Raw genomic sequence first — 22197 nt, forward strand, 5'->3', positions numbered from 1 at the left:
CTAATTAGTTCCAGTTCAACGCTCCTTTTTTTAGCACATAAATAAAGCCTAAAAGCAGGGTTGCCATAAAGATGAACATCTCTATTAAACCGTCGGTACCCATGGCTTTAAAATTTACCGCCCATGGATACATGAAGATAACCTCCACATCAAACAACACAAACAATATAGCTACCAGGAAGTATTTGATTGATACCGGTGTGCGGGCATTACCCACTACCTCAATACCCGATTCAAATGGCGTAAGCTTATCGGCAGTGACACGCTTTGGCCCTAATTTGTGGGTGGCCAGCATGGTTGTAACAACAAATCCCACAGCTACCAGCATTTGAATAATGATGGGCAAATAATTAACCGGTAAACTTTGTGCTTCCATAGGGCAAATATAGTAGTGGGTTTCATAATAACAAAAAAGGTGCAGTTTAAACTGCACCTTTTAATAATATAATTTTTAAAAGCATTAATTATTTGCCTTTACCTTTTGCTGCGGGCTTGTTTTTCCTGTTAAAGAAATTTGAAGCTTGGGCATTGTTAGGATCATTTTCGCGGGCTTTAGTGTAATTTTCTGTAGCCTTTGCCATATCCTTTTCTTTATATTCAGCAAATGCACCTAAGTAAGCATATGCTTCGGCAAGATTCTTTTTATCAGCTTCTGCAACTGTTTCTTTTGCTTTTGTAACCTCGATTAGCTTTTCATAGTAAGGTTTTGCAAAGCCTTGGATATTATTACGGTCTTTCTCTTTTAAATCGTACAAACGTGCACGATAAAGCGTAACTGTAGTGTTTGGCGTTGGCACTTTTGATTGAATATAAGCAAAAGCAGAGTCAGCCTTTGCTAACAACATGGTATCAGCAACTGGTTTTGGAGTAGCTTTGCTTGCAAGCTGATCGCCGTAAGCAAAGTAATAGCTAAACCCTTCTGAAAAATAATCATTCAAAGTTGCCTTTTTAGATTTAGATACATACTGTCTGTAAGCATCACCAGCTTTTTCATACTGACGTTTTGCGTAGTATATTTTTGCTATATCAGCATATAAATCACCTTGAGTTGTATCTAACTTAACAGTTTTCTCTAAAGTTTGTAAAGCGGCGGTGGTATCTTTGGCTTTTAACTGAATACGACCTTGGTAGTAATAGTCATAAGGAATGATACGCTTAGGATCAGCCTTGGTCATCCATGAATTCATAGCACTTTGAGCTGTAGCTGAGTCACCGTTTTCAAAAGCTGAATAAGCTAGGTAACGGTAAGCACGCGCGTTGGCATTAGGCATTTGGCTTAAAGCTGTAGCTTCGGTTTGAAGTTCTTTAAATTTACCTGCCTGGTAAAGGAAGTCGGCATAACGAAGACGAGATTCTACCGAGTTATCAGTTAAGCTCAAAAACTTGCTATACTTTTCAACCGCTTCATTCACTTTAGCTGACGCCTGAGTAGGAACTTTTTGTGCCCAACGAATATCAGTTTCAGCCCACTCACGGTAAGCAGGACCAAAATTCGGATCAATTGCTAAAGCAGCTTTGAATTCTTCTTCAGATGCATCCCAGTTGTTAGCCTGACGCCATACCACACCTGTTGCAACTTTTGCAGCTGCGGCTTTAGGGTTAATTTTCAACGCATCTTCATACGCCTTAACCGCATCAGTATTTTTTAATTGAGTACGATAAGCATCGCCTAAAGCAATATATAACTCAGGATCTTTTGCACTTACAGCAAGTCCTTTTTGCAATACTGCAATAGCAGCATTACCATCAGGCTCTCCTAACAAATAAGCTTCACCAACGTATTGAAACGGTTTGGTTTCTTTACCTGCAAGTGTAATTGCCTGGTTGAAGTTTGATTGTGCACCAGCCTGATCCTTACTTAAACGGGCAACCGCGCCTAAACCTGCATAGTTTAAAGCTGATTTAGGATTAGCAGCTATACCTTTAGTAAAAACGGCTTTGGCCGAATCAACGTAATCCTGTTCAAGGTAAACCCAGCCCAGGTAAAAGAAATTTTCATCTTTATTAGCCTGAGTCGCTGTTAAGTTTTTTAACATCGACTTAGCTTTCTGGTATTGTTCGGCGTCAATGGCTTTCTTGGCGTCGGCAAGACTCTGCGCAAAAACATTTGAACCTATAAATACCAGCCCTGTTGCAGCTACTGCCGCTTTACTAATCATATTCTTCATGGCTTTTTTTATAGTTTTAGTTACTTATTTATTTTAAAATCATTTCCCGCTGCGGTATCGAATCAGGCAATAAACCCGATTTCAAAATTATCCTTTGTCCGCGGTCGCTCTTTATAAAAGCAGCAAACCCTGCTGCTAATCCCATCTTCCCGGTGCTGTTAAGTATATACAGACCACGAACAAGCGGATATTGTTTTAGAGCTAATGTAGTTTGGTTAGGTTTAAAGTACTCTGTCGGCGATTTGTCATTACTTTCATCTTTAACGCCAACTATTTTAACCTTGCTTACTGCATCCGCATAATCCTTATCAGGGTCGTCAAGCCAGCTAAAGCCAACTATGCCTATTGAATTCGGATGCTCGCTTACATACTTTATTACATCTTTATTTGACTGTAAAGCATAAATATTTTTCTCTTTTAACTCTTTATTACCCGAAAAGTCTTTCAAATACCTTACCAAACTCGAATTTGGGTTATCAAACACAATGTTCTTATCGATCATTGTTTTACCGTTAAGCATATCTTTTATTTGCTTTACAGATATCGTTGTATCGGCAGATTCTTGATTCACTATCAGCGTAATAGCGTCAATCGCAAACCTATTTACATCGGGCGGTAAACCACGGCGCTCAAGTATCCCCAACTCAGATGGATTTAGCTCACGTGACAAAATGGCAACCCGTATGCTATCTTCCAAAAAAAGCTTTAGCGCTTCATTCTCTGATTTATATACAAACTCCGGCTTGGCCTCTGTAAACAGCGCCTTAAATACATATGCTTCCTGATCTAATATAGGTTTAAACGATTCATCGGCCAGAAATAGTGCCTTACCTTTAACAAAAGTATCATCACCTTTTACTTGTGAGGCCTGTTGCTGACGGCACATACCGAAAACAACGATGACAAGAATGCTGCAAATAATAATTTTTATGCTGTTGCTCATCTGCGGTTGTCTGTTCTTACAATGCGGATAAAACGCAGTACGCCGTATACAATAAAAAGTCCACCGAAGGTGTACCGTTGCGTTTGCGATAAGTTAAGAGGAAGCTTGTCCCAGAACATAATCATCAAGCCGAGGATGATGACTACGATGAATAAGGCTGCGCCTAAAATAAACAAAAACCGCCTTTGGGGCGATTTTTGTTCATCGTTATTTGAATTTAACATGAATAATCTTATTGATCTTGCAAAGTAAATACAATAGGAACGGTGTACTGTACACGTACTGCACGGCCGTTTTGTTTACCTGGTGACCATTTTGGAGAATTCTTTAATACACGGATAGCTTCTTCTTCTAAACCTGAGCCTAATGTACGGCCAATTGGTTTAATGTCGGTTAAGCTACCGTCGCGTTCTACTACGAAGGTTACGTTTACACGGCCTTGTACACCGTTTTCAGATGCTACCGCAGGGTAACGCAAAGCTTTGTTAAGATACTTACCAAAGCCGGCCATACCACCCGGAAAGTCGGGTAACTGCTCTACTGAGGTAAAAATCTCATTTGGATTTGACTCTGTTACTGCAGCGCTCACTGGTGCGTTACCTACCGGCTCGTCAATACGAACTGTTTGCGTAGGGTCACCCTTGATGTCTTTCTGTCCAGGGTCGGCCACTTTAAGATCTTCCTGGCTTGGCGGATCTTTCTCGCGTACCTGCTCATCTGGTTTAACAACCGGTGGCGGGAATTTCACCTGGTCAACCTTTGGCTTTTGAGGCTCAGGGCTTGGCGGTGGCGGCGGAGGTGGCTCTGCTTCGTTCAATGGTGGTGGCGGCGTAAGCACCACTTCTTCAATTTTAACCTTCTCTTTTGGCTTAGGTATAAAACCTTTGATCTTGTTAATGATGGTTGGCAGTGATACTGCAAACGCAAACAAACTTATCGTAATAAAAAGCGCAATCATGGTGCTGCGCGGATTAGTTTTACGTAGTTCATATGCACCGTAAGATTTGTTACGGTCAGCAAAAACAACATCAAGCCATTCAGGTTTCAGTATGTCTAATTTTGATCCTAAAATAGCCATGACATTAGTTTTTCAAATTCAACACAAGTGCTGATGATTAATAAATTTTATCTCTTTTAAGCAATTCTACTTCAACTGGTGTAATATCAACAATTGCGTATAGCTTGTTGTTTGTAATGTTAAGCTCGTCGATAACGTCAATCATGTTTTTGTAAACAGATTTATCGCTTGGCTTAATAATCACAAACATCTCTTTACCGGTAGTTTGCTTAATTCTCTGACCTTGCTCTACAAGGACTTTACGGAAACCTTCTTTACCGTAACCATCAACTGTTGGCGGGGTAAGTGATTCTCCAGGTACACCAATAAACCATTCCAGTTTATTGTTGCTTCCCAATAACACTGTAAGTGTTCTTGAAGCGGCAATAGGCTCCTGTACATCAGGCTTCTGATCATCTTTATCAGGCATGGCTAAATCCATTGCCTTTGCTTTTGACAGGGTAGTGGTAAGCATAAAGAAGGTTACCAGTAAGAAAGCTAAATCCACCATCGCGGTTAAGTCAACGCGGGTTGATTGTTTTTTACTTCTTACCTTACCACCTTTTTTCTTACCCCCACCGGAGGTATCTAATTCTGCCATGTTATTCTTTTCCTCTTAATGATGTAATTAAACTGAATTTGTTTACTTCCTGCTTTTGCAGAATGGCAATAATTTTTTGAATAGTTGGGTACTCTTCCTGGCTGTCACCTTTAATGGTAACACGAAGCTCTTTACCCGAAATATTTTTGGTTACTATACGGGATTCATAAATCCAGTTGAACAACTCGTTGCTAACCGAATCGGTTGGGATACCCGGAGCTTTAAACTCTTTCATTTGGTCGCCATCAAAGCTCAGGTATTGTTTTACCTGTGCAATAGGCACACCAATGTTTGGCATAACCGAAAACTTGTTTACCTCTGAAGGGGTAAAGCTAATTTTATATCTGTCGCCCATACGCAACAACAATTGCTTACGTACTTCAAAACCCTCAACACCAAAAAACACTTTGCCTTTACCGCCAATAGTTAGCGTGGCAATATCACTTTCCGGAAGAAGTGTTTGTGCTGTAGAAGCAGGAGTATCAACCGGAACCGGATCCTCCACCTTAGGTTTTGCCGTTAATATAAAGAAGGTAAGCAAAAGGAACGCAACGTCACACATGGCCGTCATGTCAATTGCTGTACTCTTTCTTGGAATTTTTACTCTTGGCATTTCTGTTTGTCTCTTAAATAAATACTATAACCGGTTAATTATTCAAACCTGCCCGCCGCTGTAAATGCAGGCGGCGGGCAAGAATGTTATATCAAAACCAAATTTTAGTATCTTGCTTTGTTCTTGTGTGAAGCAGCAAATGTTTGTACAATGCTGAAACCAGTCTCGTCAATAGCGTAAGTTAATTTATCAATTTTAGACGTAAATACGTTATAAGAGATAATTGATAACGCTGAAGTTAAGATACCCAATGCAGTGTTAATTAACGCCTCAGAAATGTGAGATGATAATTCAGCCTGATTAGGAGCACCTGAAGTTGCCAGTGCACGGAATGCACCAATCATACCTACCACTGTACCTAATAGACCAATAAGTGTACCTACTGATACTAAGGTTGCAATGATAGTTAAGTTTTGCTCTAACATAGGCATCTCTAAAGCAGTAGCTTCTTCAATGTCTTTTTGAATAGCTAAAGTTTTTTGATCTACGTCAAGGTTTTCTTCAGCTTCCATTTCGCGGTATTTTTTCAAACCTGATTTGATAACGTTTGCTACCGAACCTTTTTGTTTGTCACACTCAGCGCTGGCAGCGTCAATGTTACCTTGATTTAAGAAAGCATTGATTTTTCTAACGAAAGCATCAACGTTACCGGTACCGGCAGCTTTGTTGATAACTACGAAACGCTCAATTGAGAATACCGCCATCATCAGGAAGCAGGTCATTAACACAGGAACGATTGGACCACCTTTGTGGATAGTACCAAAGTAATCGGTTGGCTCTCCGTGTTCAACATCACCACCTTTGTAATGGCTTGGATCACCCAAAACGAATATAAACAGTAACACTGCTATAACGAAACAAATAGGAATAACTAAAGATGCAAAAGTACTTGAGGTACCTGAGCTTTCTTTTTTAACAGGAGTAGTTGGTTTTGATGGTGCGGTTGCCATTACTTAAAAATTTAGTTTTAGTTTTTGTTTATAATATTTAGTTAATTAAATATACGCTGTTGTGCGAATAACAAATTTATAATTTAAATCAGATAAAACTATTCAATTTGAAATTCTTCATAATTATTTAACGTTTGTTTTTACAAGCTTATAATACGTTTGAAGTTTATTTATAACGTAATTAGGGCCACATATTATGTTTCAACAAACAATTTTTTGCAATGAAAGCCATTTTTTTTAAAACTATCAAGGCTATGGTATCAAAAAAGTGTAACTAAACTGATATAGATGCAGTTTAAAGCATTTTTTTAAAACTTAAGCCGCACAATATACGGTTTGTGCTTGCCTACCCTAACCAAAAACGTAAAAAACTGTATCTTTTTGAAAATTTTTTATAAAAAACAACAGCTAAGCTTCTTAATTTTCAAAAAAATGTCTCGAATATTGAAATTTAAACAAACACTATGTTAAATTCAACCTCCCGCCTTTTTAGCCTTATAACCATCATTGGTAAGTTGTAACAGAATTTTATCTCTGAAATCGCCCTGTATTAAAATTTCATAATCTTTAACCGAACCTCCAACACCACATTTAGTTTTAAGTTTTTTTCCTAAAGCTTCCAAATCTGCCTCGACACCTGCAAAACCGGCAACTCGTGTAACCACTTTTCCACCTCCTTTACGGTCGAGGTATATTTTAAGGTTTTGTTGATTGGGAGCGGGCGTACTTACGTTGCCATTGTCATCATTATTGTACTCAAACTCGGGGTTGGTTGAGTACATAATGCCATCATTTTGGCGCTGTTTTTTTTTAGACATAACCTGATATTTTAAACGCGGTGGTAAGCGGTACCTACAATAACGTTTAGTGAACGCGGAACAATATGCACTTCGGCTGTTACGCCTGCTGTTTGCGGCTCGCCGTCAACGTGTACGGCACCAGGGTTTCCGCGTTTTATACTAATGTTTTTACCACGTATAATTTCAACGTATTTCGATTTATCGGCTGTTTTGGTAAACATACGCATTCCCATTTCCGGAAACCGGTATAAAGGGAATGGCTTAATAACGCAAACGTCCAGCAAACCATCCTGCACCGAAGCCCGGGGCGATACGTGTGCATTATTGCCATATTGCGACGAGTTAGCAAAACTCAGCATGAATGCTTCACGGTTGTAATCAGCGCCATCTATTTGCAGATGATAGTTTTCTGACCGGTAGTTAAGTATTTCTTTTACGGCCGATTTGAAGTAAGTAATGAAACCTCTTGCCTTTTGTTGTGCAAATACCTGGCTTATGTGCGCATCAAAGCCCATACCAGCCATATTAAAAAACCATTGTCCGTTTAGCTGGCCGGCATCTATACTCTCAACCTTGTTATTATTAATATTGCGGATAGCCTGACCGGTATCCATAGGTATACTTAAAAACCGGGAAAGACCATTACCCGAACCGAAAGGCAACACACCTAAAGCTGCGTTTGTACCAACTACGGCTGATGCTACTTCGTTAACCGTACCATCTCCTCCTACTGCTATAATTGATTGGTAGGTACTTACAGCATCTTTAGCCAGCCAATGTGCATGGCCTGCTTCTTCGGTAAAAACAATGGTATAGTCAATAGCCGAACCGTCGATATGTTGTTGTATAAGCCCCGGAACATGGTTCTTGGCTTTGCCCCCGGCAATAGGATTTATAACAAATAAGACTTTCCTTTTCAACGAGCTATCTTTTTCGCAGCCAAAAGTAAGCCTATTTTCGGCTTTTGTAAAATTGTTTTACTTTTGCTACCCGAAAGTGGACTGATTTGATTATACTACCTGATGGTAGTAAGGATTGCAACCACGTAAAAAAGTGCTAAACCCATTCTTTTCCCTTTTTTACCAATCCGGTTCAATACGCTTACTTTCGGTTAACTTACGTTTATTATTGACTGATTTTTTATGCCTTATTTATTCACTTCAGAGTCCGTTTCAGAAGGACACCCGGATAAAGTAGCCGACCAGATATCGGACGCACTGATTGATAATTTTTTAGCATTTGACGCTGAATCGAAAGTTGCCTGTGAAACCCTGGTTACCACCGGACAGGTAATTTTAGCGGGTGAGGTAAAATCAACTGCATACCTCGACGTGCAAAAAATTGCGCGTGATGTAATTAACCGTATTGGCTACACTAAAGGCGAGTACATGTTTGATGGCAACTCATGCGGTGTACTTTCGGCTATTCATGAGCAATCTCCTGATATTAACCAGGGTGTTGACAAGCAAGACCGCGAGCAGCAAGGTGCCGGAGACCAGGGTATGATGTTCGGTTACGCAACCGTTGAAACAGAAAACTACATGCCTTTAGCATTAGATATAGCGCACGCTCTATTAATTGAACTTGCAGCTGTACGCAGGGAAGGTACCGACATAAAATACTTACGCCCTGATGCAAAATCACAGGTAACACTGGAGTATGATGACAACAACCAACCTCAACGTATTGATGCTATTGTAATATCAACCCAGCACGATGATTTTGCTGATGATGATGCCATGCTGGCAAAAATTCGTGAGGACATAATAAACATCCTTATACCTCGTGTAAAAGCGCGTTATCCTAAATACGCTCACTTCTTTAACGATAATATCAATTATCATATTAACCCAACCGGTAAATTTGTTATTGGCGGCCCACATGGTGATACCGGCTTAACAGGACGTAAAATTATTGTTGATACTTACGGTGGCAAAGGTGCACACGGTGGTGGTGCATTTTCAGGTAAAGACCCTTCGAAAGTTGACCGTTCAGCTGCTTACGCCACCCGTCACATTGCTAAAAACCTGGTAGCTGCCGACATTTGCAACGAGGTGTTGGTTCAGGTATCATATGCTATTGGCGTAGCCGAGCCTATGGGTATTTACGTAAATACTTATGGCACAGCAAAAATTGGCCTTTCTGACGGTGAAATTGCTAAAAAGGTTGAAGCTATTTTTGATATGCGTCCATACGCAATTGAAACCCGCTTTAAACTTCGTAACCCAATTTATAGCGAAACTGCGGCTTACGGTCATTTTGGCAAACCAAGTGAAACCGTTACTAAAACCTTTGTAAGCCCTGAGGGTCGCCAGGTAACAAAAGAGGTTGAGCTGTTTACCTGGGAAAAGCTTGATTATGTAGATAAAGTAAAACAAGCATTCAGCTTATAAAACTTTACTACAACTATACTTTAAGCGGCCCGTTAATTACCGGGCCGCTTTTTTTTGCCTGTGTTTTTATATCTTAGGGCAATGCCTTATTCAAATGCTCCCTCACGCCTGCTTATTGTATTGTCGTTTGCGGCAGTATACATTATTTGGGGGTCAACTTATTTAGCGGTAAGATTCGCACTAACAGGCTTTCCACCTTTTATTTTAGTGGCCATGCGCTATTTGGTAGCCGGCTTGCTCATGCTTGCGTTTTGCATTTTAAAACGCGAGCGGTTCCCAAACTTACCAGTATTTGGCCTGCAGGCATTAAGCGGTATACTTATGCTGGTTGGCGGCACCGGCATGGTAGCTTGGGCCGAACAGTACATAACATCGGGGCAAGTTGCCGTTTTAATAGCAGCGCAGCCTTTATGGTTTTTACTTTTGGATAAAGCCAACTGGCGTAAGTACTTCTCTGATAAATTTATCATCTCAGGTCTTTTAATAGGCTTTATAGGCATTGTACTCTTCATTAACATGGGCGAGCACGAAGCCAAACAATCATCCATGAAGCTGATTGCTATGATTGGCGTGCAAATTGGCGCTATGCTTTGGGTTGTTGGCTCGCTGGTAACAAAAAAACACAAAGGCAGCAGTTCGGTAATTATGAACAGTAGTATACAACTTGTTGCTGCAAGTTTATTCAGCGCATTAATTGCCTTTTGTGCAGGTGAATTTTATGCTTTTAAAATTGACACTATACCGTTGAATGCATGGCTTGGTATGGCCTTTTTAATAACCTTCGGCTCGCTCATAGCTTATGTTGCCTACATTTGGTTACTAGGGCATGTTGCACCGGCACTCATTAGCACCTACACCTATGTTAACCCCGTAGTTGCAGTTATATTAGGCTGGCTTATGGCCGACGAAAAATTATATAGCGGACAACTTTTAGGCCTTGCAGTAATTTTAATTGGCATCTTATTGGTAAACGTAACCGGTTATAAACAGGCGCTTTCAAAAAAGCAGGCGGTATAGTATATTACATTTATATTAGTACATGCAAAACCACGAAGAAAATCCCTGGAAAATAACCTCTGAAAAGGAAATTTACGACAACCCGTGGATTAAGCTTACCCATTACAATGTAGTTACGCCAACCGGCACTAATGGCATTTACGGCAAAGTGCATTTCAAGAACCGTGCTATCGGTGTTTTACCGTTAGATGAAGAGATGAACACCTACCTTGTTGGTCAGTATCGTTTTACCATAAATCAATACAGCTGGGAAATGCCCGAAGGCGGCGGTCCGCTTGATGAAGAACCGCTGGATGCGGCCAGACGCGAACTATTGGAAGAGACAGGCTTAAAGGCCAACCAATGGACCGAACTGGTGCGCATGCATCTTTCAAACTCTGTAAGTGATGAATATAGCATTTGTTACCTAGCGCAGAATCTTGAACAATTTGAAGCTGAGCCCGAAGAAACAGAACAGCTTATTGTTAAAAAAGTACCCTTTGCAGAGGTTTATAAAATGGTTTGTGATGGCACAATTACCGACTCCATGACAGTGGCAGCTGTACTCAGGGCACAGCTTTTGATTTTGGAAGGCAAACTGTGATCTTAACTATTTCAGTAAGCCGATGATAAGGTAATAGTCAGCCTGTCAAAATCTTGACTCCTGATTCTTGGCTCTTGCCTCTTAATTATTACCTTTGAGGTTCTGTTATGCGAAAACTTTTAGGCTATATTTTTTCGGCACTGCATTACGTAGCTTTCGGGTTTATATTACTTGTATTTCAACCCATACAATGGATGTGCTACAACTGGGGTGGCTACGGTCCGCACAAGCGCTCTGTTGATATTTTAAACGGATTTTTAACCTCAACCTACTATTTGCTTTTTAATCGGGTAAGGTTTAAAAACAAGCAAAATTTACCTATTGGCCGCCCTATTATTTTTATAGCCAACCATCAAAGTATGTATGATATACCGCCGCTTATTTATCACTTGCGTGCTTATCATGCGAAATTTATTTCAAAAATTGAGCTCACGAAAGGTATCCTTTCTATATCGTACAACCTAAAGGTGGGCGGAGGTGCCAATATTGACCGTAACGACAGGCGGCAATCAATCACCGAGTTAAGTAACTTAGGCTTGCGCATGAAAGAACGCAATTGGTCGACCGTGATTTTTCCGGAAGGCACCCGATCAAAAAACGGGCATGTAAAACCTTTCCAATCGGCCGGCATTGCAACCATATTGAAAAAATGCCCTAATGCGCTCTTGGTTCCTATTGCTATTAACAATGCCTGGAAAATGGTTCAGTGGGGGATTTATCCTTTAAGTACGTTTGAACATTTAACGTTTGAAGTGCTTGCACCTATTGAACCCAATGGGCGCCCGGCTGATGAACTGGTTAACGAAGTTGAGGAAGCGATTAAACTCAGAGTACAGAATACGTAGTCAAGAATACGAACTTCATTATAGCACATGTACGCAAAGGAAAATTTTCTTTTACAAAAGAAGGTTCGGACTTACGCGCATCTTGACTCCTAGCACTATACTCTTGACCCTTTTTTTTAAATATTCTTCTCTTCTACCATTTTAAAGAAATCATCGCGGTAGGTATCACCTATGGGTATTATTTTGTCGCCAATAAAAATGCGGCTTCTCTCAATGCTGTCAATTTTATTAAGGGCTACGATGTACGACCGGTGCACTCGAATGAAATGGCGTTCGGGCAATGCATCCTCTACCTTTTTCATATTTTGAAGCGTAATAATGCGCTCTGTGGGTGTAAAAATTGAAATGTAGTCCTTTAAGCCTTCGATAAAAAGGATACTATTGAGATAGACCTTTTGAATTTTATGCTCGGTTTTTACGAAAATGAAGTCGTTTGATATATCCGACTGAGCTTGCTGCTGAACTTCTTCCTTTTCAGCAGGCTTGGCGCTGCTTGGAAACAGTGTTGCCTGTACCTTTTGAGCAGCCCTGAAAAACCTGTCGAACGCTATAGGCTTAAGTAAATAATCCACCGCATCAAGCTCGTAACCTTGTAAAGCATACTCTGGGTAGGCTGTTGTTAAAATAATTTTAGCTTTACCGTTGGCAATGCGCATAAACTGAATGCCGGTAAGCTCGGGCATTTGCACATCTAAAAAAACAAGATCGATGCTGCCATCCTGCACTAAAGTAAGTGCTTCAATGGCACTGGTGGTAGCTTTAACTAATTGCAAAAACGGGATTTTTGCAATGTAATCTTCCACCACATTTAAAGCCAATGGCTCGTCATCAACTACCAAACATCGTATCATGGTTATAAAACTAATGATAATTCACAAGTATAAGTATCGTTAATATCGCTTATATTTAAGTGATACTGGCCCGGGTATAATAGCTTTAACCGGCGCTTTACATTTACCAGGCCAATTCCTCCGGCTGCATCACGGTTAAGCAAATGCTTTTTGTTATGCATGTAAAAATGAAGACTACCTTCATCAACCGATATTTTTAACAAAATTGGCGAAGCAGGATCATTAGCTACACCGTGCTTAAAGGCATTTTCAATGAATGATATAAGCAGCAACGGTACAATTTGCTGTTTGCTAATAATGCCATCAATATCAAAGTTAACGTAACATTTTTCACCAAACCGTATTTTTTGCAGGTCAATGTAATTCTGCAAATACTGTACTTCCTTAGCTAAATCAACCTTGTTATCATTACACTCGTACAGCATGTACCGCATTATTTCCGAAAGTTTAAGGATGGCATCGGGCGTGTTATCAGCACGCTGATAGGCTAAAGAATAAATACTGTTTAACGAGTTGAATAAAAAATGGGGATTAATTTGTGACTTGAGCAAAGCCAGTTCGGCAGTAAGGCGTTGGTTTTCCAAATCACGCTGTATACGTTCATTTAAAAACCAATCGACCGTAAAATGCAGCAATAAGCTTAAAAGTATAAATATAATGCTGGTAAATAAGGCACTGGTATAGTACGATGCAAAGTTGATGGTTTTTCCGTTGCGCCCGGTAAGAATATATTCATGAAATATCCACCCTACCCCATATTTAAAAAAACCCACAACAACTACTGCCAGAAGCACATAGAGCACATATTTTCCATAGTTCTTTTTATCAAGAAACTTAGGGATGAAGGCGAGATAATTGAGATAAAACAACCCGATGTTTATTGCTCCATACCCAACAAAAGTTACCAGCAAATTAACCGTTGCTATTTTAGAGTTATTGTGAGCAATAAACATGAAAAATGAGATCATGCTTATCCAAAAAAAGAAATGCCAGAATATTTGCCAGCTTTTTTTCATTGCTCCTAATATAGGTTTTAAGCTGTAAATGCCACATCAAATTATATACACCACCTTATTTTGCCGATGAACGGGCATTTAAAATCGATGAACCGATTCGTCGGTTAAAATCCTTGTTCATCTATAAATGAGGGCAGTTGGTCTAATTAAGTTTAACACATCAATTTTTTGAATTTACTTTGTTTCATCAAATCAGTCACAATGAAAAAGCTATCAAACATCAACCCTTTTATATTACTATTAGTACCAGTAGTATTTGCTTTAATACTTGGCGTTAGCTACCAGTTTGAACAAGCTAAAGCGTTAACCCAAGGTAGTGAAATTGCCGCAGTTGAGCACACCACATCTTTATTTTCAAAAGGTGTACACTTTGTGAAAGCTGTTTGTGCCATTTCACAACAAAAAACATGGTAATAAAAACCGAAAACCTAAACTTTTACTTTGGCAACCAGCCTGTAATAAAATCACTGGCGTTACAGGTACCGGAGGGAAGCATATTTGGCTTTTTAGGGCCAAACGGTGCAGGTAAAACAACCACTATAAAATTGCTGCTTAATCTGTTAAAACTACAGGAAGGCAGCATTTCTATTTTTGGGCACGAGCTGCTGAGCAACCGGCTGGAAATACTCAGACAAATTGGGTCGCTTATTGAGCAACCCGCCATTTACACACATTTAACAGGTAAAGAAAATTTAATTAATCGTGCGCGTTTGCTTGAAGTGCCGGTTGACCGGGCCGATGACATGCTTAAGCTGGTAGGTTTAAATGATGCCGGCCTGAAAAAAGCAGGCAACTACTCTTTAGGAATGAAGCAGCGCCTGGGCATAGGACTGGCTTTATTGGCAAATCCTAAACTACTTATACTTGACGAGCCTACAAACGGCCTCGACCCAAATGGCATTATTGAGGTGCGCGAACTGCTTATTAAGCTTGCCAAAGAAGAAGGAAAAACTGTATTTGTAAGCAGCCATATGCTGGCCGAGGTTGAACGCATGGCAACCCATGTGGGTATTATAAACCGGGGCGAGTTAGTATTCCAAGGCAGTATTCAGGATTTGGAAAGTATTAGCCAACCAATGGTACAGGTTGAAACAGATAACACTGCCGATGCCGCCAATTATTTAAAGCGCAACGGATATGAGATTGGGCATGTAACTGATAGCTTTATTACGCTGCCTTTTACCTCTAAAGACAACACAGCTACTATTAACGCTGCGCTGCATAATAACGGCCACCGTATATACAGCATTGGCAAGGTGCAAAAAGACCTGGAACAACTGTTTTTAAACATTACCCAAAAAAGCTGAACCTAAGCCATGAAAGGATTTTTATTATCACTGCAATCTGAATTTTATAAAAGCCGTAAAACGCTGGGCTTTTGGGGTGCCATATTACTACCTACGCTTATTATGTTTTTTATGAGTGTAGGCTTCTATTTTAATGCTCACAAGCTGGTGAATCACAAACCCGAAATGTTATGGGGCCAGTTTGCGGGCATTCCCTTAGCCATAATGGGTTCATTGCTGCTGCCCATGTTCATTATATTTGTTGCCTACTCGGTTAACGTAATTGAACATAAATCAGACACGTGGAAAACACTCTTCACTTTGCCTATTCCCAAATGGTCAATTTATACAGCAAAGTACTTGTTTGCGGTGATATTGATACTCATTACCCTTACCCTATTCTTTGTATTAACAATCGGATTTGGCACCTTATTAGGTAACATTCAACCTAAACTCAAATTTAGTGGTTTTCATATTGAAACACAGTTATTCCAGGTTTATGCAAAGTTATTCTTTGCATCACAAGGAATAATAGCACTGCAATTTTTGATGAGCCTGCTTTGGAAAGATTTTTTAAAACCCATGGGAATTGGCTTTGTAGGCACTATTGCAGGCGTTATACTAACGGGGCCGGCTCGCTGGGAGTATGCTTATCTGTTTCCTTATGCTCAGCCATTGCTATCTGTAATGGGCGTTGGCAATAAAAAAATACGCCCTACCGAAACGCCGGTATTTTTTACCAATGAAGTATTAATTAGCATGGCTATTGCCGCAGTAGTATTCATTGCGGGCTACTTTATACTACAGCGCCGCAGCATAAAGTAATCACTCAACCCTATCATACATTAAATACCGAAGGCCCGTAAAGGGCCTTTGGTATTTAATGATTATTACGCTGATATCAATAGCGGTATTTCCAGACATGCAGCGGTTTTTTCTATGGAAAGTTGATTTTATTTCACCGGCTTTGGATAAACCGCAAGGCTTTCATGCCCTTCGGCATCCACAGCCTGTACGGCAAAAAAGTAATTATCTTTTGAGTAATCAGACGTGAATTCGTTTATTGTTACAAAAATCTTTTTTTCCCAATACGGGCTTATGGTTTCGCGCATCAATACGTAATATCCGGCCGGCTTTTTACCTTTCGGCTCTTCCCATTTAAGGGTAGTTCTATTTGTTAAACCGCTGGTACTAACGCCTACATTTTGCGGCTGGGCAGGAGCCGACGCCAGGTTGGCCAATACAGATAAATTCATACGGGCTACTTTCTGAATATATGAATAATCAGCAAAATCAGGTAAGTCGCCATAGTCAACACCTTTTTCTTTACGAATATCCTGATGCTGACGGGTAAAATCCTCATTCATTTCAGTAAAGCGCACTGCCGTAAATCCGTTTTGTAAAAAAGGAGTTTGATCACCTCCCCGCAAAAACCTGTCACGGCGATAAACCATCTTAACATCCAAATGGCTTACATAGCGTTCAGCAACTTCTTTTACGTAACGGGCCAATTGCCTCGAAGGGCTATCATTTTCGCCACCATTGCCAATCAAGGAAGTAAGCATCTTCGAATCTTTTGCGGCTACTGATGGTACGCCTTCGCTAAATACACGCACGTTAGTATTATTTTTTATGCCGTTTTCCATACCCAGGGTGTTACCTACAATGTCATTGTTTAAAACCGCATCAACATTCCATTTTTCGGCAGTTGCCCGCTTAGCTACGTTGGTTGACCCATTTAACCCTTGTTCTTCCCCCGCTACAGCCATAAAAATTATTGTTGCCGGAAATGCGCGTTTTGACATAACCCGCGCCAGCTCCATTGACACTGCCGTACCCGAAGCATCATCTACCGCGCCCGGTGCAACAGATGCCGAATCCATTACATTGTTAACCCGCGAATCATAATGACCGGTTACTATATACACACGCGTATCATCAGGGTCGGTACCTTTAAGGGTAGCAAGTACATTTTTTAAAACGGTAGGTTTGCCAATACGGCCTCCGGCGGGTTGCGTAAAAGTATCAAACTCAACTTTCATTCTTCCATTTGCTGCTATTGCATAACGTTCATATTCAGCCTTTATCCAGTTACGGGCAGCCCCAATACCAGTGGTTTTGCTAGTGGTATCGCTCAGGGTATGGCGGGTTTTAAAGCTTACCAGTTTACGCACAATTGCCTCTATGTTTTGGGCCGAAACTTCATCGTTCATTTGCTTTATAACGGCATCCTGCTTAATGGTTGTTTGAGCCACAACAGGCCCGGCAAATAGCAAGGGAAGTAGAAACTTATATTTCATACAGAGTTTGAGTTAAGTAAACCAATATACTGTACATACTTTGCAACACCACATACCGAACAACATTTTTACCAATTATAAATGGTGTCCAGCAATTAAACTTTCATGCCTTAAAAGTCTAACCATTAAATGTTTAGCCAAATTAAACAATGTGGCTCTAAAGCAAACTAAATTTTTGAAAGTCCTGTTAAAACATAAATTAATCAAAAGTTAATAAAATTCTTTTGTATGCAAAAGCTGAGTTTACTTACAATTGCTGCTATGCTTATATGCCTGGCAGCTTGTGAAAAGGGGCCCGAAGCAGAAATTCAGGATACCGTATCACAGCAAGAAATTGAAGGCCCGGGCATATCTAATCCCGGAGACCCTGATGGCGTTGACGAGCCGGATAGTGCTATAATTGCGGATGAACCGGTAGATCCGCTTGATTTTACTATTCCTAAAGTTTGCTTTGATAAGGTTATAGCGGGTGAGGATACGTCGGATGTTGAGACTAACGGCGTATTTGTTCGCGGAAACAAATGGCCGGTTGGGGCAACACTCAAGGTTTACTTTATTAACGGAAGTACTTATTTGCGCGGCAAGGTAATGGAATACGCCCGCTATTGGTCAAGGCATGCTAATATCAAGTTTGTTAAAACTAACAATAAGGCGCAATCTGACATTAGAGTTGGATTTAAAATTGACGGAGATAAAGGCTCGTGGTCGTACATTGGTAGTTATGCCAATCAACTTAAAGGCAAGCAAACCATGAATTACGGTTGGTTTAACCGGCAAACTGAAGAACGAGAGCTAAGACGTACCATTGTACATGAGTTTGGCCATGCCATTGGTTTGGGTCATGAACAATCAAACCCCGACGCAGACATTAACTGGAATAGACCGGCTGTTTATGAATATTACATGGGACCACCTAACAACTGGACCCGCGAGCAGGTAAACAGCAATGTATTCTTTAAATACCGTAAAAAAGATGTTCGCAATACCTCGTGGGATAAGGAATCGATTATGCAGTACCCAATTGATGCCGCCTTTACCCGCGACGGACTGGAAATTGGCTTTAACCGAAACCTGTCTGATAAGGACAAAGCCTTTATTGCAAAAATATATCCGGCAGGCAACAACTAACAAAAAAGAGGAGCAAAAGCTCCTCTTTTTTGTTCAACACGTAATGCTGTTAACGGCTTAAAAGTGCAACCAATAGCGCAAGTATTGCCGGTAGCCCTTGCTTTAATAAAATTGACTTTGAGGCTGTAAAAGCTCCATAAATTGCTGCCACCATTACACATGACAGAAAGAATACTGCCACGTTAAAAGCCCATTGTTCATCTTCTATCAATAATGACCATATTAAACCCGCAGCTAAAAACCCGTTATACAATCCCTGGTTTGCAGCAAGCACTTTTGTTTGTTCAAATAAATGCGATGGCAATGAGGTAAACGTTGCTTTACCTTTGGTTGTCCAGGCAAACATCTCTATCCATAAAATATAGAGGTGCTCAATTGCTACCAAACCAATCAAAATTGCTGAAAGTAATTTCATGTTGTTAACGTCTTAGTTATTCTTCTGCACCTTCTAAAATATCTCCTGCCTGCTTGAAGTTGCTTCGCACAAAGTGGCACCAGCTACATTCGGGTTTGCCGCAGCCGGTGGCAAAATCATGGGCCATAATTTTTTGATAGATATTGGTAAGTTGCCTTGTTACAGTAGCTTCATCACCCGGAATAACAACAATTTTTTCTTTATGATACTCTCCTTCGTTTATAGGTTCAACAAAGTCAAATGTAGTACCGATAACTTCCCAATCTTTATTGCGGTCGGCATCTATAAGCATTTTATAAAATACTGCCTGGCGCCAGTAATCGCCCCCATTAGGATTATCGGTAGTTGGACGTATAAACTTTTCTTTGGCATACTTCAGCTTGCCGGTTTTATAGTCAACAATAGTGGCTTGCTTACCGTTAAACTCAATTTTATCAAGATGCCCTTTCACCGGAACCCCATTTATAACAACGTTACGTACAGGTAATTCCACCTTTGCAATTTTATTCCAAGTTGGTAAATTTTGCTCGTAGTAAGCGGGCAGTATCTTATCACCGTAATCCATACGCAGTTTAAAATCTTCTTTAGTAAATGAATCACGGCTGCGCATCATAAACCAACGAAATTCACGCATAAAATCATCAGTGGTTGCAAAAACCTTGTCTTCGCTTTTTCCCATCCTGTCAAACACTTTGTAAAGCGCAAAGTGTACCGCCGAACCAAATGCCATAGCCGGACTTTTGCCTGCGGGCACCCGTATTAAGTTTTGGAAATAAAACTTAAGCGGACAATCTAAATATGCATTTAAATGCGTAACCGACAGCACATAGTTTTGCAGTAACTGATCAATATAGTTTTTATCGAGCAACTGTACCACAGGCTTATCAGCTTCAGTAAACTGGGTTGAAAGGTAGCTCATTAAAGCATCAGGGTGTACCTGCGGGTATTGAACACGAATATGCGTGGCGGCAACTATTTCGCCTACAAACTGTGAAGCTTCCTGGTCTTTATCATTACGGTCTTTAACGGTGTATGATATATTGAGGCACTGCTTTGCCCGGGTAATTGCTACATAAAATAACCGGCGTGATTCCTCCTGCTGGGCAGTGTCATCGGCAGCGCTTTGCATAAGTGTATCAGGAAAACTGAAGCCGCTGTTGCGGCCCTTGGCATCCCAAACACGTTTATTACAGCCTACCAAAAATACATGCTCATACTCCAATCCTTTAGAACCGTGTGCAGTTACAAAATTTACACCATTATCGGCATGTATTACCTGGTTCAGTTCCAGGCGTATGCCGTTACGTTTCATGAGGTCAATAGTTAGTATGACATCCTTAAGCTTACCTTCCGGATTTTTGCGGGCTTCATCGCGCACAAAATTAAACAGGCTGTTAAGTACCTCCATATGCCACCCTTTATCGGGCTGCTGCATAACGTACCTTAAAATACCCAATGAAGTAATTACGTGCTGAAACAGTACCTGAACGGTGAAACTCATAGATACCTTAAGCAGTTCTTCGATATTGCCAATTAACTGGCGCAGCGGCTCTTTGTTGTCAACTTCAAAAAGGTTACCCTGACGCGGTCCCTGCATTTCGGTAAGGTAGCGGCGTATGGACGTTTTTTGATCGTCGGCCAGCACTTTATAGTTGGCCTGGGCTACAGCAATACTTGCTTTGGCTATCTTTATGGGCTTAATGTCAAAGAAATCATAGTGCATGATTTCAAACAGCATTTCATCGCCGCTGTACGGCGAATCAATTTCCATAGCCAGGTACTGAAGTATGTTGATAATTTTTTCGCCAAATGGCAAAGTAAATATGTCGATTTTACGACGTGTGTTTACGGCAATTTTTTTTGCATCCAGATAATGTATAAGCTGTTCAACCTGGTTATGGTTGCGGTATATTACAGCTATCTCATTGGCATCAACCCCCGCCTGTATCAGGTCTTCAATTTGATAAGCAACGTCAACCAGTTCATGATCTGGGTTAGCATATTCGCTTATAACCGGTTCCACAGTCTCAGTGGCAAAGCGTACGTTTGCCGCCTGCAGGTTTTTGTCGAGCCTTAACTGGCTGGTTAAACGCTCATTATTGTTACCGATAAGCGCCCTTGATATGTCAAGAATGGTTTGATTTGAACGGTAATTTTGCTTAAGTACAACGGTATAAAGGGCATCTACATAATCTCCGGCAAAATCGAGGATGTTTTTCATGTTGGCACCCTGAAAGCGGTAAATAGACTGGTCGTCATCGCCCACCACAAAAACGTTAGGCGTGTCCCAGTAGCTTAGCATAAATTTCAACAGTTCATTTTGTGAACCGCTGGTATCCTGAAACTCATCAACCAAAATATACTGGTAACGCTCCTGGTAACGGCGCAGCAAATCTTCATTATTGGCAAAAGCCCGCAACACCCACATAATCATGTCGTCGTAATCATAGCGCTTGGCTATGTCTAAACGGTTTTCATAATTATCAAACTCTTTAACGGCACTTAACAGCTTCTCCATTTTGTCTTTGGCAGCCGTAATTTCTTTTTCTTTGATATCGCCTACTTTAATGCCTTTAGCAGCGTTAGCACGCTTATAGGTAAACTCCTCACGGTTTGGTAAATCGTCAATATAATCCTTTACGGCCTGCTCAATAAATGAGGCCGTCCAGTTTTCACGCTTCATAGTACTGAACAGGCTTTTTAACCTCGACGTTTCAAAATATATATCGCCGGTAAACCGCTTTAACGGATGATCTTTGCCAAACCCGTCTATCAAGTCGCGAAACAGCATGGCCGAGTCTAAGTCGGTTAAGGGTTCAAGCCCTAGCCTGCCAAAATATTCAAGGTTTTCCTGTATAACATCATTACAAAAGGCATGAAATGTGTAAATATTTATGCGGTATGCATCGGGGCCAATAAATTCAAACAAACGCTTGCGCATGGCCACTGCACCGGCATCAGTATAAGTTAAACAAAGTATTTCGTTGGGCTGGGCATCAGTGTCTGATAGTATTTTACCAATACGTGCAGCCAGTATTTGCGTTTTACCTGTACCGGGACCAGCAACCACCAGCACCGGGCCATCAAGTTTGTTAACGGCTGCTAACTGCTCTGGGTTAAGACGCGCTAATATTTGTTGGAAATTCTGGTTATATCTATCTGCGGAAGGCTGTATCATCTTAAGAGTAAAGATAAGCATTTTTTGCAGCGGCAGCCATCAAACCAACCATC

22 protein-coding genes are annotated in these 22197 nt (G+C 40.7%); 8 read left to right on the forward strand and 14 right to left on the reverse strand.

Annotated elements, in window-relative coordinates; genetic code table 11:
* Nucleotides 1-4: 4 nt before the first annotated feature.
* From GO816_RS15045 to GO816_RS15085, 9 genes are all read right to left on the reverse strand, one after another.
* Entirely contained in the window at nucleotides 5-376 is a 372-nt protein-coding gene (locus tag GO816_RS15045) for an NADH-quinone oxidoreductase subunit A (protein ID WP_157542764.1), read from the reverse strand.
* 88 nt (nucleotides 377-464) lie between these two features.
* Nucleotides 465-2168 carry a tetratricopeptide repeat protein gene (locus tag GO816_RS15050; RefSeq protein WP_157542765.1) on the reverse strand — a complete coding sequence of 568 codons (1704 nt, stop codon included), beginning with the start codon at nucleotides 2166-2168 and terminating at the stop codon, nucleotides 465-467.
* Between the two features lie 28 nt (nucleotides 2169-2196).
* Nucleotides 2197-3111 carry a PstS family phosphate ABC transporter substrate-binding protein gene (locus GO816_RS15055; RefSeq protein ID WP_157542766.1) on the reverse strand — a complete coding sequence of 305 codons (915 nt, stop codon included), beginning with the start codon at nucleotides 3109-3111 and terminating at the stop codon, nucleotides 2197-2199.
* Nucleotides 3112-3343: 232 nt separating this feature from the next.
* Nucleotides 3344-4189, reverse strand: a complete 846-nt coding sequence (locus tag GO816_RS15060; RefSeq protein WP_157542767.1) for an energy transducer TonB — start codon at nucleotides 4187-4189, stop codon at nucleotides 3344-3346.
* Between the two features lie 37 nt (nucleotides 4190-4226).
* A complete protein-coding gene (locus tag GO816_RS15065) occupies nucleotides 4227-4769 on the reverse strand; it encodes an ExbD/TolR family protein (protein ID WP_157542768.1) in 543 nt (180 codons plus the stop codon).
* A 1-nt stretch (nucleotide 4770) separates the two neighbouring features.
* Nucleotides 4771-5382, reverse strand: coding sequence for an ExbD/TolR family protein (locus tag GO816_RS15070; protein ID WP_157542769.1), 612 nt, complete (start codon nucleotides 5380-5382; stop codon nucleotides 4771-4773).
* A 104-nt stretch (nucleotides 5383-5486) separates the two neighbouring features.
* Nucleotides 5487-6332 carry a MotA/TolQ/ExbB proton channel family protein gene (locus GO816_RS15075; protein ID WP_157542770.1) on the reverse strand — a complete coding sequence of 282 codons (846 nt, stop codon included), beginning with the start codon at nucleotides 6330-6332 and terminating at the stop codon, nucleotides 5487-5489.
* Nucleotides 6333-6805: 473 nt separating this feature from the next.
* Nucleotides 6806-7150 (reverse strand): translation initiation factor, encoded by a 345-nt coding sequence (locus tag GO816_RS15080; protein WP_157542771.1) that lies wholly within the window; start codon nucleotides 7148-7150, stop codon nucleotides 6806-6808.
* 11 nt (nucleotides 7151-7161) lie between these two features.
* Nucleotides 7162-8052 (reverse strand): diacylglycerol/lipid kinase family protein, encoded by an 891-nt coding sequence (locus tag GO816_RS15085; RefSeq protein WP_157542772.1) that lies wholly within the window; start codon nucleotides 8050-8052, stop codon nucleotides 7162-7164.
* Between the two features lie 222 nt (nucleotides 8053-8274).
* Here GO816_RS15085 and metK point away from each other — a divergent pair, with 222 nt between their 5' ends.
* From metK to GO816_RS15105, 4 genes are all read left to right on the forward strand, one after another.
* Entirely contained in the window at nucleotides 8275-9525 is a 1251-nt protein-coding gene (gene metK / locus GO816_RS15090) for a methionine adenosyltransferase (RefSeq protein WP_157542773.1), read from the forward strand.
* 81 nt (nucleotides 9526-9606) lie between these two features.
* Nucleotides 9607-10542 carry an EamA family transporter gene (locus GO816_RS15095; protein ID WP_157542774.1) on the forward strand — a complete coding sequence of 312 codons (936 nt, stop codon included), beginning with the start codon at nucleotides 9607-9609 and terminating at the stop codon, nucleotides 10540-10542.
* A 22-nt stretch (nucleotides 10543-10564) separates the two neighbouring features.
* Nucleotides 10565-11125 (forward strand): NUDIX domain-containing protein, encoded by a 561-nt coding sequence (locus tag GO816_RS15100; protein WP_157542775.1) that lies wholly within the window; start codon nucleotides 10565-10567, stop codon nucleotides 11123-11125.
* Nucleotides 11126-11232: 107 nt separating this feature from the next.
* Nucleotides 11233-11970 (forward strand): lysophospholipid acyltransferase family protein, encoded by a 738-nt coding sequence (locus GO816_RS15105; RefSeq protein ID WP_157542776.1) that lies wholly within the window; start codon nucleotides 11233-11235, stop codon nucleotides 11968-11970.
* Between the two features lie 116 nt (nucleotides 11971-12086).
* On the opposite strand, the gene GO816_RS15110 is transcribed toward GO816_RS15105, so the two are convergent.
* Nucleotides 12087-12821: a LytR/AlgR family response regulator transcription factor gene (locus GO816_RS15110; protein WP_157542777.1), complete on the reverse strand. Its 735-nt coding sequence runs from the start codon at nucleotides 12819-12821 to the stop codon at nucleotides 12087-12089.
* 2 nt (nucleotides 12822-12823) lie between these two features.
* Nucleotides 12824-13837: a sensor histidine kinase gene (locus GO816_RS15115; protein WP_157542778.1), complete on the reverse strand. Its 1014-nt coding sequence runs from the start codon at nucleotides 13835-13837 to the stop codon at nucleotides 12824-12826.
* Nucleotides 13838-14038: 201 nt separating this feature from the next.
* On the opposite strand from GO816_RS15115, the gene GO816_RS15120 reads away from it, so the two are divergent.
* The 3 genes from GO816_RS15120 to GO816_RS15130 are packed head-to-tail and all read left to right on the forward strand — an operon-like array spanning nucleotide 14039 to nucleotide 15948.
* The gene (locus GO816_RS15120; protein ID WP_157542779.1) at nucleotides 14039-14251 is read left to right on the forward strand and encodes a hypothetical protein; all 213 of its coding nucleotides are present in this window, start codon (nucleotides 14039-14041) and stop codon (nucleotides 14249-14251) included.
* Nucleotides 14245-15144, forward strand: coding sequence for an ABC transporter ATP-binding protein (locus GO816_RS15125; protein ID WP_157542780.1), 900 nt, complete (start codon nucleotides 14245-14247; stop codon nucleotides 15142-15144). Before GO816_RS15120 ends, GO816_RS15125 begins: the two co-directional genes overlap by 7 nt.
* 9 nt (nucleotides 15145-15153) lie before the next feature.
* Nucleotides 15154-15948 carry an ABC transporter permease gene (locus GO816_RS15130; RefSeq protein WP_157542781.1) on the forward strand — a complete coding sequence of 265 codons (795 nt, stop codon included), beginning with the start codon at nucleotides 15154-15156 and terminating at the stop codon, nucleotides 15946-15948.
* Between the two features lie 128 nt (nucleotides 15949-16076).
* Here GO816_RS15130 and GO816_RS15135 read toward each other — a convergent pair whose 3' ends face one another.
* Entirely contained in the window at nucleotides 16077-17423 is a 1347-nt protein-coding gene (locus GO816_RS15135) for a M20/M25/M40 family metallo-hydrolase (protein WP_157542782.1), read from the reverse strand.
* Between the two features lie 228 nt (nucleotides 17424-17651).
* On the opposite strand from GO816_RS15135, the gene GO816_RS15140 reads away from it, so the two are divergent.
* Nucleotides 17652-18551, forward strand: a complete 900-nt coding sequence (locus GO816_RS15140) for a M12 family metallopeptidase (protein ID WP_157542783.1) — start codon at nucleotides 17652-17654, stop codon at nucleotides 18549-18551.
* Between the two features lie 49 nt (nucleotides 18552-18600).
* Here the strand turns inward: GO816_RS15140 and GO816_RS15145 are convergent, their stop codons facing one another.
* Nucleotides 18601-18966, reverse strand: a complete 366-nt coding sequence (locus tag GO816_RS15145; protein ID WP_157542784.1) for a DUF1304 domain-containing protein — start codon at nucleotides 18964-18966, stop codon at nucleotides 18601-18603.
* Nucleotides 18967-18982: 16 nt separating this feature from the next.
* The gene (locus GO816_RS15150) at nucleotides 18983-22144 is read right to left on the reverse strand and encodes an ATP-dependent helicase (protein ID WP_157542785.1); all 3162 of its coding nucleotides are present in this window, start codon (nucleotides 22142-22144) and stop codon (nucleotides 18983-18985) included.
* Between the last annotated feature and the right edge of the window lie 53 nt (nucleotides 22145-22197).

The organism is Mucilaginibacter aquatilis, assembly GCF_009755275.1.
Taxonomy (GTDB): domain Bacteria; phylum Bacteroidota; class Bacteroidia; order Sphingobacteriales; family Sphingobacteriaceae; genus Mucilaginibacter; species Mucilaginibacter aquatilis.

Coding starts and splice junctions, on each gene's coding strand:
- GO816_RS15045 (WP_157542764.1), bottom strand. CDS start 376: ATGGAAGCACAAAGTTTACCGGTTAATTATTTGCCCATCATTATTCAA.
- GO816_RS15050 (WP_157542765.1), bottom strand. CDS start 2,168: ATGAAGAATATGATTAGTAAAGCGGCAGTAGCTGCAACAGGGCTGGTA.
- GO816_RS15055 (WP_157542766.1), bottom strand. CDS start 3,111: ATGAGCAACAGCATAAAAATTATTATTTGCAGCATTCTTGTCATCGTT.
- GO816_RS15060 (WP_157542767.1), bottom strand. CDS start 4,189: ATGGCTATTTTAGGATCAAAATTAGACATACTGAAACCTGAATGGCTT.
- GO816_RS15065 (WP_157542768.1), bottom strand. CDS start 4,769: ATGGCAGAATTAGATACCTCCGGTGGGGGTAAGAAAAAAGGTGGTAAG.
- GO816_RS15070 (WP_157542769.1), bottom strand. CDS start 5,382: ATGCCAAGAGTAAAAATTCCAAGAAAGAGTACAGCAATTGACATGACG.
- GO816_RS15075 (WP_157542770.1), bottom strand. CDS start 6,332: ATGGCAACCGCACCATCAAAACCAACTACTCCTGTTAAAAAAGAAAGC.
- GO816_RS15080 (WP_157542771.1), bottom strand. CDS start 7,150: ATGTCTAAAAAAAAACAGCGCCAAAATGATGGCATTATGTACTCAACC.
- metK (WP_157542773.1), top strand. CDS start 8,275: ATGCCTTATTTATTCACTTCAGAGTCCGTTTCAGAAGGACACCCGGAT.
- GO816_RS15095 (WP_157542774.1), top strand. CDS start 9,607: ATGCCTTATTCAAATGCTCCCTCACGCCTGCTTATTGTATTGTCGTTT.
- GO816_RS15100 (WP_157542775.1), top strand. CDS start 10,565: ATGCAAAACCACGAAGAAAATCCCTGGAAAATAACCTCTGAAAAGGAA.
- GO816_RS15105 (WP_157542776.1), top strand. CDS start 11,233: ATGCGAAAACTTTTAGGCTATATTTTTTCGGCACTGCATTACGTAGCT.
- GO816_RS15110 (WP_157542777.1), bottom strand. CDS start 12,821: ATGATACGATGTTTGGTAGTTGATGACGAGCCATTGGCTTTAAATGTG.
- GO816_RS15115 (WP_157542778.1), bottom strand. CDS start 13,837: ATGAAAAAAAGCTGGCAAATATTCTGGCATTTCTTTTTTTGGATAAGC.
- GO816_RS15120 (WP_157542779.1), top strand. CDS start 14,039: ATGAAAAAGCTATCAAACATCAACCCTTTTATATTACTATTAGTACCA.
- GO816_RS15125 (WP_157542780.1), top strand. CDS start 14,245: ATGGTAATAAAAACCGAAAACCTAAACTTTTACTTTGGCAACCAGCCT.
- GO816_RS15130 (WP_157542781.1), top strand. CDS start 15,154: ATGAAAGGATTTTTATTATCACTGCAATCTGAATTTTATAAAAGCCGT.
- GO816_RS15135 (WP_157542782.1), bottom strand. CDS start 17,423: ATGAAATATAAGTTTCTACTTCCCTTGCTATTTGCCGGGCCTGTTGTG.
- GO816_RS15140 (WP_157542783.1), top strand. CDS start 17,652: ATGCAAAAGCTGAGTTTACTTACAATTGCTGCTATGCTTATATGCCTG.
- GO816_RS15145 (WP_157542784.1), bottom strand. CDS start 18,966: ATGAAATTACTTTCAGCAATTTTGATTGGTTTGGTAGCAATTGAGCAC.
- GO816_RS15150 (WP_157542785.1), bottom strand. CDS start 22,144: ATGATACAGCCTTCCGCAGATAGATATAACCAGAATTTCCAACAAATA.